This window comes from Amycolatopsis sp. lyj-90 (genome assembly GCF_046549035.1).
GTDB lineage: Bacteria > Actinomycetota > Actinomycetes > Mycobacteriales > Pseudonocardiaceae > Amycolatopsis.
This window is the reverse complement of sequence record NZ_JAJPWP010000006.1, coordinates 95535-108264: the sequence shown is the minus strand read 5'-3', so window position 1 is coordinate 108264 and position 12730 is coordinate 95535. Positions and strand designations below refer to the sequence as shown.

Sequence of the window (12730 nt, the reverse complement as noted above, 5' to 3'; positions counted from 1 at the left end):
ACTGCGCAATTATGACTGCGTATCTACGGGGACAGGCTGAACTCGCAGCCCGCGACCTGCACGTATTCGCCTCTGCGGGTGGTGAACCGGGCTGCGCCGGTGGTCAGCTGGTCGGCCAGGATCTTCGACACGCCGCCGGTGCGCAGCCTCGCCCAGTAACAGTGCCCGTTGCCGCCCGGCACCGGCCCGGGCGAGCGGTACGAGCCCGCTTCGACCTCGGTGCCGACCAGGTAGGTCCCGTCGGCGAACCGGTTCGCGGGAGCGGTGGGGACGGCGCGTCCCGAGGTGACCGGGGGCGCCGGGACGGTCACGGTCGGCGCGGGCGTGGCCTCCGCGGTGACGGTCACCGTCGCCGGGGCAGGCGCCGTGGCCGCGTCGAGCACTCTCGGTTTAGTGGCCGCCACCACTCCGACGCCCGCGCCCAAAGTGAGCGCGACGGCGAGCCCGGCCACGAGCGGGAACGCATTTCGTGACGACGCGTGCGGTATCGGTGACCAATTCGTGCTCGTCATCCATCTCTTCTTCGTTTTTGCTCGCGGAGTGATTGCGCTTTCGTGTCGATCTAGAAACCTGTTACCGCTCCGCGGCGGACCGATACGAGACTGTGTGACGCGTGGGACCTTGTCGTAACGCCGGGCTTCCTGCCAGCGACAGTCTCACCCGAACACTAGGCTGGGGGAGACGAAGGAGTACCTGTGGACGACTTGATCGCCTTTCTCGCCGCGCGTGTGGGGCAACGCCAGGCGTTGATCATGCAGGCGGTCAAGAAAACCGAGATCAGCGAATCGCTCAATCGCGGTGAGACCAAGGTCGTCATCGAAAAGAAGATCCGTTCGATGAACGACATCGAGCTCGATGTGGTCAATCAGATGATCAACGAGATCGAGGCGACCCGCAGGCTCCTGCAGGCGCACCGCACCACGGTTTCGGAGAAGGTCCCGGGATTCCCCCTGTACGGCAACGAGTACTGGTGCGAGACGTGCAACGTGCCCGCCGACGAGGCCGGGACGAACTGGTGCCTGACCCTGCGGCTGCTGGCCCTGCCGCACGCCGACCACGCGGACTACAGCGAGCGCTGGCGCCCCTGAGCGGGGAATGCCCGCCGGGTCCGGGCGCGTTGACCCGAGGGTGATCACGCTTTCGGTACTGGACCGGTCCCCGACCCGCCGTGGTGGCGACGCGCCCCGCGCGCTGCGGGACACGGTCGCCTTCGCCAGGGACATCGAAGCGCTGGGCTATCACCGATTCTGGGTCTCCGAGCACCACAGCGTGCCCGGCGTCGCCGGTTCGGCGCCGACGGTGCTGGCGGCCGCCGTCGCCTCCGCGACCGAGCGGATCCGGGTCGGCACCGGCGGCGTGATGCTGCCGAACCACCGGCCGCTGGTGGTCGCGGAACAGTTCGGTGTCCTCGAATCGCTGTTCCCCGGCCGGATCGACATGGGGCTGGGCCGGTCGGTCGGGTTCACCGGCGGCGTCCGCCAGGCACTCGGGCACGAGAAGGACGACGCCGACCGCTTCGGCGACCAGGTCCGGGAACTGCTGGGCTTCCTGTCAGGAGACCAGACGGCGTATCCGGGCGTGCACGCCATTCCGGCGGAGGGGCTGCGCGTGCCCGCGTTCCTGCTGGCCACCGGCGCCGGGGCGCGGCTGGCCGCGGAACTGGGGCTGCCGCTGGTGATCGCGCCGGTCCGGGGCGAGGGGCCGCTGCTCGAAGCCATCGAGGGCTACCGCTCCGGCTTCCGTCCTTCGGTGCAGGCTTCGCGGCCGTACGTCGTGGTGTCCACGGCGATCGCGGTCGCGGAGACGGCCGAAGCCGCGCGACGGCTGCTGATTCCCGAAGCGTGGTCGACGGTCTACTCGCGCACGCACGGGGTCTTCCCGCCGCTGTCGCCGGTGGAGGAGATCCTCACCGGGGCACTGTCCGAACGCGACCGTGAGCGGCTGGACCGGGCACTCGACGGTCAGATCGCCGGCACCCCGGACGAGGTGGGCGACCGGCTGGCCGCCCTCGTCGCCACCACCGGCGCCGACGAGATCCTCGTGACCACCAGCACTTTCGACCAAGCGGAACGGCTGGATTCCTATCGGGCCCTCGCCGAGGTCGCGGGGCTGCGGAGCCTCGCCACGGCGTCGTGATTCTTGCTAGTGTCACGGCCATGACTGCCGGGTCGGCCTCGTGCCGTGAGCGGACGGGTTCCCCGGCCGACGCTTGATCTCCGCGCGGGCCCGCAGCCCGCCTCCGTGTGCGTCCCTGTGTGGTGGACGATGCGCGGAGAGGAGGTGAATCGCATGTCCCCCAACGAGAACTGGCGCGCTTTCGTCGTCGCCAACGCCGACGGTGGCGTCCTGGACGGCGTCGTCACGCGGGTGCTGCCGTTCGGCGCGTTCGTCGAAGTGGCCCAAGGGATGGAGGGTCTTTTGCCGACCGTCGGCGGTGCCGGCCCGCTCACCGCCGGTGCGGCCGTCGCGGTGCGGCTCGACAAGCTGGACGTCCAGAACCGGCGGTTCAGCCTGACCCTGGCTTGACCCCCCTCGCGATTCGTCCTCTAGTTGCGGTAGTTCGTAACGCGTACAACCGCAACTAGAGGACGAAACGCGGTCTAGAGGCGCAGGAGAAGCTGGGTGAGGATGCGCTGCGCGGGGTCGTCCAGGTCGATCCCGGACACCTCGGCCGCGCGCCGCACCCGGTACCGCACCGTGTTCGGGTGGATGTTCAGCTCGCGCGCCGCGCGCCGGACGTCACCGAAAGCGTCGAGGTACGCGAGCACCGCGGGAACCAGGATCCCGCCGTGTTCGGCGTCGTGCGCGATCAGTTCGGCCAGCCGCGGATCGCGGATCCTCGGCTGATCGCCGAGGAAAGCGAGCACTTCGGAGAGCAGGACCTCGGCGCGGACGTCGGCCAGCGAGGCGACGTCCGCGGTCCCGTGACCACGCGCCATCGTCGCCAGCACGCGGTCCGCGTCGCCCCGCGAGGCCGCCGCGTCAGAGAGACGGGGCACGACGCCGCCCAGCGCGGCGCGCACCCGGACGTCGAGGTGCCGTTGCGCGGTACCGACGATTTCCTTGGCCAGTGCCAAGATCCGGGTCTCCGCGTGTTCGGGCAGATCCGGCAGGAGCGCGTAGACCCGGCCGCCGATCACGCTCACCAGCGCACTCCGCCGGTACGCCGCGGTGTGCACGGTGATCAGGTGCACCAGCTCGGCCCGCCGCAGCTGCCGGTCGGTCGCCGCGCGGTCGCGGGGGAGCGAGAATCCCAGCACCATGGCCGGTTTCCCGGGATCCGCGCCGATGTCGTCGGCCACGGACTCGACGTCGAGGCGGCCGTCGAGCAGTCCCGCCAGCAGGTCTTCGCGCAGCCGGAGTTCCGGGCTGGGCAGGGTCCGGTGCCGGATCAGCTGGGGCGCGAGCGCCCGGCTCGCGCCGAGCAGCGCGATTTCCGCGCTTTCGGTGAGCGGATGCGCGCCCTCCTGGACCCAGATCGTGCCGAGCGGCTGTGACCCGGCGTGGATCCCGGCCGCGATCCGGCGCCGGATGCCGAGATCGGGCCGCTCGTCGATGCGGACGATGCCCTCCCCGGCGCGAAGTCGCTGGTAGACACCCCATTCGCGCAGCATCGCGAGGTACCGCTCCGGGCCTTCACGGCCGAGGATCGAGAGACGGCGCAGTTCGTCCACCTCGTCGCCCGCTCGCGAATAGGCCAGCACGCGGCTCGCGGTGTCCTCGATGCTGACCAGGCCGCCGGTGAGCGTCGCGATGGTCTGCGCGAGCGAGAACAGGTCGCCCAGCACCTCGCCGCTGTCCGCCTCGCCCCCGGCCCTGGCCGCGTCCACGACACCCCTGGCCAGCGCCTCGACCTGCTCCCAGCGCGCCTCGTGGCCGACCTCGATCAGGGCGATCCCCGCGTCGGTCGCGACGTTCACGACCGCCGAGCCGTTCTTGACCGCCACCGCGGCCGCCCCCGACCGCCCCGCCGCCCGGATCGCGCCCGCCGCGACCCGGCCGCGGGCGCCGATCACCAGGACGAGATCACCCGGATGGGCGTCGGGCGGATCCTCCGGATCGTGGATGACGACGTCCCCCACCTCGACCCCGAGCCCACTCGGTGCCGCGAGCACCCTGACCAGCGGTTCCCCGAGAGTGGCGAGGACATGCCGCAGGGAGGCGGCAGTGGTCGAATCACTAGTCGCTGTAATCACCGAATTAAGCCGATCGGACAAGATGGTCACCCCGATTCTAGCCAGTCGAACAAGCCGCGGCGGACTCGTCCGGTCTAACGTTCGGGGTGAGACCTCTACCCGGCGAAGTGAAGTCAGGAGCAGTCAGTGGACGCCGTGACCCAGACCCCCGCCCCGAAGAACGAGCCGGTGCTGAACTACGCGCCGGGCAGCGCGGAGCGCGCTGAACTCGAGGGCGCGCTCAAGTCGCTGGGCGGCGCGGACCCCATCGACATCACCGTGACGATCGGTGGTGAGCAGCGCAAGGGCGGCGGCGAGAAGATCGAGGTCGTCCAGCCGCACAACCACAAAGCGGTGCTGGGCGTCATCCACAGCGCGACCGCGCAGGACACGCACGACGCGATCGCCGCGGCCAAGGCCGCCGCTCCCGGCTGGCGCGCGCTGTCCTACGACGACCGCGCCGCGATCATCCTGCGTGCCGCCGACCTGCTGGCCGGACCGTGGCGTGCCCGGCTGAACGCCGCCACCATGCTCGGCCAGTCGAAGACCGCCTTCCAGGCCGAGATCGACTCCGCCTGCGAGCTGATCGACTTCTGGCGCTTCAACGTCGCCTTCGGCCGCCAGATCCTCGCCGAGCAGCCGGTCAGCTCGCCCGGTATCTGGAACCGGATGGAGCACCGCCCGCTCGAGGGCTTCGTGTACGCCATCACCCCGTTCAACTTCACCGCGATCGCCGGCAACCTGCCGACCGCGCCCGCGCTGATGGGCAACGTCGTGCTGTGGAAGCCGTCGCCGACGCAGAGCTACGCCGCGCACCTGCTGATGCGCCTGCTCGAAGAGGCCGGCATGCCGCCGGGCGTGATCAACCTGCTGCCGGGTGACGGCAAGGCCGTCTCCGAGGTCGCCCTGACCCACCGCGACCTGGCCGGGATCCACTTCACCGGCTCCACCGCGACCTTCCAGCACCTGTGGGGCACCGTCGGCGCCAACATCTCCGGCTACCGCACGTACCCGCGTCTGGTCGGCGAGACCGGCGGCAAGGACTTCGTGCTCGCGCACTCCTCGGCCGACGTCGACATCCTGCGCACCGCGCTGGTCCGCGGCGCCTTCGAGTACCAGGGCCAGAAGTGCTCGGCCGCGTCCCGCGCGTACGTCCCGCGTTCGCTCTGGGCGAGCCTGAAGGACGGCCTGATCGCCGAGACCGAGGCCATCACCTACGGCGACGTCAACGACCTGGGCAACTTCGGCGGCGCCGTGATCGACCGCCGTGCCTTCGACAAGCACGCCGCCGTGCTGAAGAGCGCCGCCGAGGACGCCGAGATCGACGTCATCGCCGGTGGCACCGCGGACGACAGCGTCGGCTACTTCGTGCGCCCGACGATCCTGGTTTCGGACAACCCGGGCCACGAGATCTTCCGCACCGAGTACTTCGGCCCGATCCTCTCGCTCCACGTCTACGACGACGAGACCGACGAGGGTTTCGACAACGTCTTGAAGCTGATCGACGAGACCGCCGACTACGCGCTCACCGGCGCGGTCATCGCCAACGACCGCACGGCCGTCGCGAAGGCGTCCGAGGCGCTGCGCTTCGCCGCCGGCAACTTCTACGTCAACGACAAGCCGACCGGTGCGGTCGTCGGCCAGCAGCCCTTCGGCGGCGGTCGCGCGTCCGGCACCAACGACAAGGCCGGTTCGGTGTTCAACCTCCTCCGCTGGACGAGCCCGCGCTCGGTCAAGGAGACCTTCGTTCCGCCCACCTCCGTCCGTTACCCCCACCAGGGCTGAGTTCTCAGGAGTCCGTGATGTTGCGTGCCCCGCTGCTCGCCGCCGCTCGATCCCAGCGGATGCGCAAGCTGGTCGAGGTCGTTCCCGCCACCCGATCGGTGGTGAGCCGGTTCGTCGCCGGTGCCGGGACGCCCGACGCCGCCCGGGTGGTCCGCGAACTGGCCGATGACGGCCTCCGGGTCACCCTCGACCACCTCGGCGAGGACACCACCGACGCCGAGCAGGCCGCGACGACCGTCCGCGCCTACGAGGAACTGCTGTCCGCGCTGGCCGCCGACGGTCTCGCGTTCGGCGCGGACGTCTCGGTGAAGCTGTCCGCGGTCGGCCAGTTCCTGCCCGCGGAAGGCGAGAAGGTCGCGCTGGAGAACGCCCGCAAGATCTGCGCGGCGGCCGAAGCGGTCGGTGCCACGGTCACCCTCGACATGGAGGACCACACCACCACCGACTCGACGCTGGGCATCCTCCGGGAACTGCGCACCGAGTACCCGTGGGTGGGTGCGGTGCTGCAGGCCTACCTGCGGCGGACCGAACAGGACTGCCGCGACCTCTCCGGCGAAGGCTCCCGCGTCCGGCTGTGCAAGGGCGCGTACGCCGAACCCGAAGAGGTCGCGTTCCAGGACAAGTCCGAAGTGGACAAGTCCTACGTGCGCTGCCTGAAGATCCTCATGCAGGGCAAGGGTTATCCGATGGTCGCCTCGCACGACCCGCGGATGATCGCGATCGCCGAGAAGCTCGTGATGGACACGGACCGCAAGGCGGACGACCACGAATTCCAGATGCTGTACGGGATCCGTCCCGAAGAGCAGCGCCGGATCGCGGGCGACGGCAAGACGATGCGCGTCTACGTCCCCTACGGCGACGAATGGTACGGCTATTTCATGCGCAGGCTGGCGGAACGCCCGGCGAACCTGGCGTTCTTCCTGCGCGGACTCGCCACCCGGGGCTGACCCGGTCCCTGGTGGCACGGTTCCGCTGAAGTACAAAGGGGCCCTTCCCGGCGAAATCCGCCGGGAAGGGCCCCTTCTTTTCGGTTCAGGCTTCTTGTGCCTCTTCCTTGAGCTTGTCCATGTCGATGTCGCGCGCCTGCTGGATCAGGTCTTCGAGCGTCTTCTCGGGCAGCGCGCCCGGCTGCGCGTAGATGACCGTCTTGTCGCGGATCACCGCGAGCGTGGGGATCGAGCGCACGTCGAAGGCGGCGGCCAGCTGCTGTTCGGCCTCGGTGTCGACGCTCGCGAACACGATGTCGTCGTGATTGCCCGACACCTTTTCGTAGGTCGGCGCGAACTGGCGGCACGGCATGCACCAGCCCGCCCAGAAGTCGATGATCACGAAGTCGTTCTCGGACACGACCTGATCGAAGTTGGCGGCGGTCAGCTCAACTGTGCTCATGTCCGGCGTAACGAAACAGGCTGGGCGCACATTCCCGCGAGAGCGCGTAGCGTCTCTTATGGAGCAACCCAGGTTTCGTTTCGCAGGAGGCGCACATGGCCGACGGGGACATCCTCAGCCGGATCGACGAACTGGTCAGCGAGGAGCACGAACTCCGCTCGCGGGCGATCGGCGCCGGGCTGAGTTCGGACGACCGGGCCCGGCTCGCGGGTGTGGAGCAGCAGCTCGACCAGTGCTGGGACCTGCTGCGGCAGCGGCGGGCGCGGGTCGAGTTCGACGAGGACCCGGACGGGGCCGCGGTGCGGCCGGTCTCCGAGGTGGAGTCTTACCGGCAGTAGCGCTTTTCGCGGCCGCCCGACGCTATGAAAGGCCCGTTACTTGCAAAATTTGCAAGTAACGGGCCTTTCATAGCGCGCGCGGGGGGCACGGAACGTGAGGGATCAGGCGGGGCAGAGGGTGCCGTCGACGGGGATCTTGCCGTCGATCAGGAAGGCCCGCGTCGCGTCGGTGACGCAGGGGGAGAGGCCCAGCGCGCCGTGCCCGGAGCCCTGCCAGGTGATCGTGACCGCGCTCGGCATCTGGTCGGCGGCCCGGCCGGTGCCCTGTTCCGGCGTGACCGGGTCGGTCGCGGTGCCCGCGACGAGGATCGGCGGCGCGCCGGGGGCACCCGCGGGCGGGAGCGGTTCGCGGCGCACGGGCCACGGGCTGCACCACGCCAGCTGTTGCGCGGCGAAGACGCCGAACTGCGGGTACTTGTCGCGCAGGGTCGTGGTCACGCGCGTGAGTTCTTCGGCCGAGAGCCGTGTCGCGCTGTCGTTGCATTTGGTCGCGAGCGTGCCGTCCAGCCGGGTCGGCCGGGCCCGGGAGTCCTTGAGCACCGGTTCGGCGAACGCGGCCAGCGGCGTGACGTCGCCGGTCTGCGCGGTCTTGAGCGCCTCGGCGAGTTCCACCCACCGCGAGCGCTGCGCGAGCCCGGAATAGACGGCGTACAAAGCGATCCCCGGCGTGATCTCCACCCCGTCGGTGGTCATCGCGGTCGCTGCGCGGAGCCGGTCCGCCACCGCGGTCACGGCCGCGCGGGCGTCGCCGATCGGGCAGCCCTTGGCGATGCAGTCGGCACCGAAGGCGTCGAGGGTGGCCTGCGCGCTCGCGGCGATGGACTCCTGGACGGCGGCCGCATCGGGGGCCGGGTCGGGCAGTCCGTCGAGCATGACGCGGCCGACCTGTGCCGGGAACCGCACGGCGTACTCGGCGAGGACCTTCGAACCGTCACCGCGGCCCAGCGCGTGCAGTTTGTCCAGCCCCAGCTGCTCCCGGAGTTCTTCGAGGTCGCCCGCTGCCCGCCAGCTGTCCATCGCGACCTGCGAGTCGTCCAGTTCGATCGCGCACTGCTGGCCCGCCTTGCGCGCCGCGTCGACCACCGCTTCGAGGTCGCCGGCGGCCGGGTCCCCGCCGAGCAGGTCGGTGCGGATCTCCGCCGGGATGCACTGCACCGGCGCGGACGCCCCGGTCCCGCGCCGGTCCACGCCGATCAGCGAGAACTTCTGCAGGTACTCGGGCGGCAGCGCCGCGGCCAGCCGCGCGGCGTACAGCGAACCCGGCTCACCGTCGACGTCGTTGACCACGACCAGCGGGATCGGCCCGCCGCCGGTCTTGACCACCGTCATCCGCGAGAGCCCGCGGCCGGGCAGATCCGGCGCGTCGAGCGTGGTGGGCACCCTGGCGCAGGAGAACTTCAGCGTGTCCGGCACGGACGGCTGGCCAAGCCGTTGCCGGGTCGCCTCGTCGCAGTTCTCCCATTTGATGGACGGCGACTGCGGTTCGGTGAGCGGCGGCAGCGGTACCTGCTGCGCCGTGGTCGACGAGCCGGGATCGGCCTTGCCGTCGTTGTCGATCACCGCCGGCCGGACCGACGGACCGGCCGTGCAGCCCGCGAGCGCGGCCGTGACCATGGCCGTGGTCAGGATCAGCCGTGGCGTGCGGCGGGCGGTGCTCACGGGCTGGTCCTCACTTCCAGGGCATGACAAAGCTCGTGGGTGAGCTTCGCAGGTGGTGTGTCAGACCCCGGTTAGCGGGTGCGCTTGACCTCGCCGCGGAAGACCGCGTCCAGGTCGTAGCGGGCCACTTCTTCGAGCTGGGCGTAGGTGCAGGAATCCGGTTCGCGGTCGGGACGCCACCGCTTGAACTGCGCGGTGTGGCGGAACCGCGACGGATAGCCGCCTTCCGTGTGCTCGTAGCCGACCTCGACCACCTTCTCCAGCTTCAGCGGCACCCACGGGGCTTCCTTGGACTTCCACCGGGTGATCCCGCCGGGGATCCGCTGCTTCTCCCGCACGTTGTCACCCAGCCAGGGGTGATCGGCCCCGTCGGTGATCAGCGGCGCCAGCTCCTCGGCCAGTTCACGCCGCCGGGTGACCGGGAACGACCCGACGACACCGGGGTGGTGCAGCACGCCGTCCTCGTCGTAGAGCCCGAGCAGGAACGAGCCGACCATCTCGCCCGCTTCGCCGTCGACGTGCCAGCGCAAGCCCGCGAGCACGCAGTCGGCGGTGCGGGAGTGCTTGTACTTGAGCAGGACCCGTTTGCCGGGGGTGTACGGCTCGTCGAGCGGTTTGCCGATGACGCCGTCGAGTCCGGCGCCCTCGAACAGCTCGAACCAGTGCCGCGCGATCGCCGGATCCGAGGTGGCCGGGGTCAGGTGGATGCCGTCCGAGGCCAGCTTCTCCAGCCGTTCGCGCCGCTTCGACGTCGGTTCGTCCAGATAGGACTCGTCGCCGAGCGCCAGCAGGTCGAACGCGACGAACTCCGCCGGGGTCTGCTCCGCCAGCAGCTTGATCCGGCTTTCGGCGGGGTGGATCCGGTCGGTGAGCGCGTCGAAGTCGAGCTTCCCGTCCCGGCCGACCACCAGTTCGCCGTCGAGCACGATCCGCTCGGGCAGCGCCGCCTTCAGCCGCTCGACGACCTCGGGGAAGTACCGGTTGAGCGGTTTCTCCGAGCGGGACTGCAGGGTCAGCTCGTCGCCGTCGCGGAACACCAGGCAGCGGAAGCCGTCCCACTTCGGCTCGAACAGCAGACCACCGGAATCGGGGATCGCCTTCGCCGGTTTGGCGAGCATCGGTTTGACCGGCGGTGTCAAGGGAAGCGACATGACGGCCATTCTTGCCACAACGACGCGCTCAGCGCACCCGTTGCGGTGCTCCCGTGTCGAGTTCGAGCCGGACGGCGGTGGGCAGCACGGTGACCCCGAGCGATTCCCGCGCGCGGGCCAGGACGGTGAGGTCGAGCTGCTCCCAGACCCGTTTCAGGTCGGTGCCCTCGCTCAGCCAGAGCGTGATCCGCAGCGCCGGGTTGTCGCTGTCGCCGACCGCGCGGACCCGGGCGCGCCCGACGCCGTCGATCGTCTCGGCGTCGGCTCGGACGGCCTCGGAGATGGCCGAGGAGGTCACCACGAGGTCGTCGTCGAGTTCGAGGTCCGGACGGCCTTCCGGGCGCAGCGACCGGAAGAACCACCACAATCCCAGCCACAACAGCAGGACACCGAGCACGATGGCGCCGATCCGGGCGGCGAGCGCGTGCTGCGAGAGCCAGTCGAGCGCGATCGGGTCCACGAGCGAGCGGTCGGCCCGATAGGTGCCGAGCCAGCCCGCGCCGACCGCGATCACCGCGGCCCCGCCGAGCAGCGCGAGCAGTCCGATGAGGACGGTCAGGGTGCGTTCGGTGCCGGTGGACCGGCCGAGCGCCTTGGCGGAGACCGAACGGGTCATCGGCGGTCCTTCGGGGAGTCGACGACGACGGACACCTTCGGCCGCCGCACCAGGGGGACGTCGTCGAGCAGGCCGGAGACCGTTTCCAGCAGCCGCGGCCGCAGCTCGCCTTCGGTTTCCAGCCTGCTCGTCGCGCGGACGCGGATCTTCTTGGCGGTGGCGGTGACCTTGGCGCCCGCGACGTTGTCCTGCGCGCGCACGGTCAGCCCCACCAGCCTCGCCAGCGAACGCGGCGAAGTGGTCACGCTGACCTCGTTCGCCGGATCGGTCAGCCGGATGGCCCGCCGCCCGGCCGAGGCCGCGGCCAGGATCAGCAGCAGGCCCACGACCGCGACGGCGATCGCGAGGTACCGGACCTCCGGCGCGCTCCAGGACACCCCCGAAAGCCTGTCGCGCCAGTCGTCCCACGGGAGGAAGAGCGGCCCCCGCCCCGGCCGCCACCAGCCCCAGCCGACCTCCAAGGCCAGCAGGACCCCGGCGGCGGCCAGCGCCAGCCCGATCAGGGCGGACAGCAGGCGGACGAACAAACGCATGCCAGTTGCTCCTTTTAGCGGACGCGGGGCGCGATGTCGGGCAAGAGCGCGGAGACCTTCACCGAGATGTCGCGGACCTGGTACGAGGTGATCCGTTCGACCTCTTCGGTGACGTGAGCGCGCAGATCGCCGACGATCCGCCGCACCGGTGCCGGATAGTTCAGCGCCACGTCGAGCACGAGATCGACGTCGTTGCCCTCACCGCCGACCTTCGCGCTCGCGCCGTGTGTCCCCAGCCCGAGTCCGGCGATCCGCCGCTCGGCACGCGTGGTCCCGTCGACCTGGTCCGCCGCGTGCTGCGCGATCTTGCGGACCACGGCGGGCGCGATGGTGAGGGTGCCGCGATCTTCCGGGTCGGGCGGGACGGTCATTTGTCGCGGCCCCGGCCGAACAGATCGCCGAGGTCGAGTTCGCCGTCGAGCACCCGGCCGAGGACGAGGCCGATGACGCCGACGGCCAGTGTCACCAGGAACGCGGTGAAGCCCTGGGTCGCGGCGAGGCCGAGGATGAGCCCGGCGAGCAGGCCGGTCTGGGTCCCGTTCATCATTCGACCCGCGAGGTCTCGGTCTCGCCGCCGTTCTCGTCGGGCAGGTGGATGTCGTTGACCGCGATGTTGACCTCGATCACCTCGAGGCCGGTGATCTGCTCGACCTGGCCGATCACGTTGCGGCGCACCGCCCGCGCGACGTCGACGATGCGCGCGCCGTACTCGACGACCACGTCGAGATCGATGGCCGCCTGCTTCTCGCCGACCTCGACCGAGACACCGGAAGTGGTGACCGTGCCGGAACCGGGGATGCGCTCGCGGATCGCGCCGAAGGCCCGCGAGACGCCGCCGCCCAGCGCGTGGATCCCGGTCACCTCACGGGTGGCCAGACCGGCCACCTTCTGCACCACCACCGACGAGATCGTGGTCTTGCCGGCGGCTCCTTCCTCGTTGAGGGACGACCCCGCGACCGGGGTGTCGGGCTTGCTCACGCTCGGTTGCGCCATGAAGTTCGCTCCTTCTCGCACCGGTTGCCGCGCGACCTGCGCGCGCGGCGGTCCCTACGCTCTCACCGACCAGGACACGCGCGCATGCCGA

General features: G+C 70.4%; 16 protein-coding genes. 6 read left to right on the top strand and 10 right to left on the bottom strand.

What is annotated here, in order from left to right; all coding sequences use genetic code 11:
* Positions 1–23: 23 nt before the first annotated feature.
* Positions 24–512 (bottom strand): hypothetical protein, encoded by a 489-nt coding sequence (locus ACLJPX_RS23720; protein WP_410602013.1) that lies wholly within the window; start codon positions 510–512, stop codon positions 24–26.
* A 183-nt stretch (positions 513–695) separates the two neighbouring features.
* On the opposite strand from ACLJPX_RS23720, the gene ACLJPX_RS23715 reads away from it, so the two are divergent.
* The 3 genes from ACLJPX_RS23715 (at position 696) to ACLJPX_RS23705 (ending at position 2526) form a co-directional block, all read left to right on the top strand.
* Entirely contained in the window at positions 696–1088 is a 393-nt protein-coding gene (locus ACLJPX_RS23715; protein WP_101606657.1) for a DUF6221 family protein, read from the top strand.
* Positions 1089–1095: 7 nt separating this feature from the next.
* Entirely contained in the window at positions 1096–2136 is a 1041-nt protein-coding gene (locus ACLJPX_RS23710) for an LLM class flavin-dependent oxidoreductase (RefSeq protein WP_410602012.1), read from the top strand.
* Positions 2137–2289: 153 nt separating this feature from the next.
* Positions 2290–2526, top strand: coding sequence for a S1 RNA-binding domain-containing protein (locus tag ACLJPX_RS23705; protein WP_101606659.1), 237 nt, complete (start codon positions 2290–2292; stop codon positions 2524–2526).
* Between the two features lie 74 nt (positions 2527–2600).
* On the opposite strand, the gene ACLJPX_RS23700 is transcribed toward ACLJPX_RS23705, so the two are convergent.
* A complete protein-coding gene (locus ACLJPX_RS23700) occupies positions 2601–4193 on the bottom strand; it encodes a PucR family transcriptional regulator (protein ID WP_410602558.1) in 1593 nt (530 codons plus the stop codon).
* Between the two features lie 129 nt (positions 4194–4322).
* On the opposite strand from ACLJPX_RS23700, the gene pruA reads away from it, so the two are divergent.
* Both pruA and ACLJPX_RS23690 read left to right on the top strand, forming a co-directional pair.
* A complete protein-coding gene (gene pruA / locus ACLJPX_RS23695; protein WP_410602011.1) occupies positions 4323–5960 on the top strand; it encodes an L-glutamate gamma-semialdehyde dehydrogenase in 1638 nt (545 codons plus the stop codon).
* Between the two features lie 17 nt (positions 5961–5977).
* Entirely contained in the window at positions 5978–6907 is a 930-nt protein-coding gene (locus tag ACLJPX_RS23690) for a proline dehydrogenase family protein (RefSeq protein ID WP_410602010.1), read from the top strand.
* A gap of 85 nt (positions 6908–6992) precedes the next feature.
* On the opposite strand, the gene ACLJPX_RS23685 is transcribed toward ACLJPX_RS23690, so the two are convergent.
* Complete coding sequence (locus ACLJPX_RS23685) at positions 6993–7349, bottom strand: thioredoxin family protein (RefSeq protein WP_020637318.1); 357 nt, start codon at positions 7347–7349, stop codon at positions 6993–6995.
* A gap of 95 nt (positions 7350–7444) precedes the next feature.
* Between ACLJPX_RS23685 and ACLJPX_RS23680 the strand changes: the two genes are divergently transcribed.
* Positions 7445–7687 carry a DUF2630 family protein gene (locus ACLJPX_RS23680; protein ID WP_101606663.1) on the top strand — a complete coding sequence of 81 codons (243 nt, stop codon included), beginning with the start codon at positions 7445–7447 and terminating at the stop codon, positions 7685–7687.
* Positions 7688–7789: 102 nt separating this feature from the next.
* Here ACLJPX_RS23680 and ACLJPX_RS23675 read toward each other — a convergent pair whose 3' ends face one another.
* From ACLJPX_RS23675 to ACLJPX_RS23645, 7 genes are all read right to left on the bottom strand, one after another.
* Positions 7790–9301, bottom strand: coding sequence for an alpha/beta hydrolase (locus ACLJPX_RS23675; RefSeq protein ID WP_410602556.1), 1512 nt, complete (start codon positions 9299–9301; stop codon positions 7790–7792).
* Between the two features lie 116 nt (positions 9302–9417).
* Positions 9418–10497 (bottom strand): ATP-dependent DNA ligase, encoded by a 1080-nt coding sequence (locus ACLJPX_RS23670; protein WP_101613071.1) that lies wholly within the window; start codon positions 10495–10497, stop codon positions 9418–9420.
* A 28-nt stretch (positions 10498–10525) separates the two neighbouring features.
* On the bottom strand, positions 10526–11113 hold the full coding sequence (locus tag ACLJPX_RS23665) for an alkaline shock response membrane anchor protein AmaP (RefSeq protein WP_410602009.1): 588 nt from the start codon (positions 11111–11113) through the stop codon (positions 10526–10528).
* Positions 11110–11646: a DUF6286 domain-containing protein gene (locus tag ACLJPX_RS23660; RefSeq protein WP_410602008.1), complete on the bottom strand. Its 537-nt coding sequence runs from the start codon at positions 11644–11646 to the stop codon at positions 11110–11112. Before ACLJPX_RS23660 ends, ACLJPX_RS23665 begins: the two co-directional genes overlap by 4 nt.
* Before the next feature lie 14 nt (positions 11647–11660).
* Complete coding sequence (locus ACLJPX_RS23655; protein ID WP_410602007.1) at positions 11661–12017, bottom strand: Asp23/Gls24 family envelope stress response protein; 357 nt, start codon at positions 12015–12017, stop codon at positions 11661–11663.
* The gene (locus tag ACLJPX_RS23650; protein WP_005157087.1) at positions 12014–12190 is read right to left on the bottom strand and encodes a hypothetical protein; all 177 of its coding nucleotides are present in this window, start codon (positions 12188–12190) and stop codon (positions 12014–12016) included. Before ACLJPX_RS23650 ends, ACLJPX_RS23655 begins: the two co-directional genes overlap by 4 nt.
* Positions 12190–12639 carry an Asp23/Gls24 family envelope stress response protein gene (locus tag ACLJPX_RS23645; protein WP_101606667.1) on the bottom strand — a complete coding sequence of 150 codons (450 nt, stop codon included), beginning with the start codon at positions 12637–12639 and terminating at the stop codon, positions 12190–12192. The genes ACLJPX_RS23650 and ACLJPX_RS23645 overlap by 1 nt, the downstream gene beginning before the upstream one ends.
* Between the last annotated feature and the right edge of the window lie 91 nt (positions 12640–12730).

Bases quoted from the DNA above. Each gene is read 5' to 3' on its own strand.
- ACLJPX_RS23720 (WP_410602013.1), bottom strand. From the start codon at position 512: ATGACGAGCACGAATTGGTCACCGATACCGCACGCGTCGTCACGAAAT.
- ACLJPX_RS23710 (WP_410602012.1), top strand. From the start codon at position 1,096: ATGCCCGCCGGGTCCGGGCGCGTTGACCCGAGGGTGATCACGCTTTCG.
- ACLJPX_RS23705 (WP_101606659.1), top strand. From the start codon at position 2,290: ATGTCCCCCAACGAGAACTGGCGCGCTTTCGTCGTCGCCAACGCCGAC.
- ACLJPX_RS23690 (WP_410602010.1), top strand. From the start codon at position 5,978: ATGTTGCGTGCCCCGCTGCTCGCCGCCGCTCGATCCCAGCGGATGCGC.
- ACLJPX_RS23685 (WP_020637318.1), bottom strand. From the start codon at position 7,349: ATGAGCACAGTTGAGCTGACCGCCGCCAACTTCGATCAGGTCGTGTCC.
- ACLJPX_RS23680 (WP_101606663.1), top strand. From the start codon at position 7,445: ATGGCCGACGGGGACATCCTCAGCCGGATCGACGAACTGGTCAGCGAG.
- ACLJPX_RS23675 (WP_410602556.1), bottom strand. From the start codon at position 9,301: ATGGTCACGGCCGCGCTCGCGGGCTGCACGGCCGGTCCGTCGGTCCGG.
- ACLJPX_RS23670 (WP_101613071.1), bottom strand. From the start codon at position 10,497: ATGTCGCTTCCCTTGACACCGCCGGTCAAACCGATGCTCGCCAAACCG.
- ACLJPX_RS23665 (WP_410602009.1), bottom strand. From the start codon at position 11,113: ATGACCCGTTCGGTCTCCGCCAAGGCGCTCGGCCGGTCCACCGGCACC.
- ACLJPX_RS23660 (WP_410602008.1), bottom strand. From the start codon at position 11,646: ATGCGTTTGTTCGTCCGCCTGCTGTCCGCCCTGATCGGGCTGGCGCTG.
- ACLJPX_RS23655 (WP_410602007.1), bottom strand. From the start codon at position 12,017: ATGACCGTCCCGCCCGACCCGGAAGATCGCGGCACCCTCACCATCGCG.
- ACLJPX_RS23650 (WP_005157087.1), bottom strand. From the start codon at position 12,190: ATGAACGGGACCCAGACCGGCCTGCTCGCCGGGCTCATCCTCGGCCTC.
- ACLJPX_RS23645 (WP_101606667.1), bottom strand. From the start codon at position 12,639: ATGGCGCAACCGAGCGTGAGCAAGCCCGACACCCCGGTCGCGGGGTCG.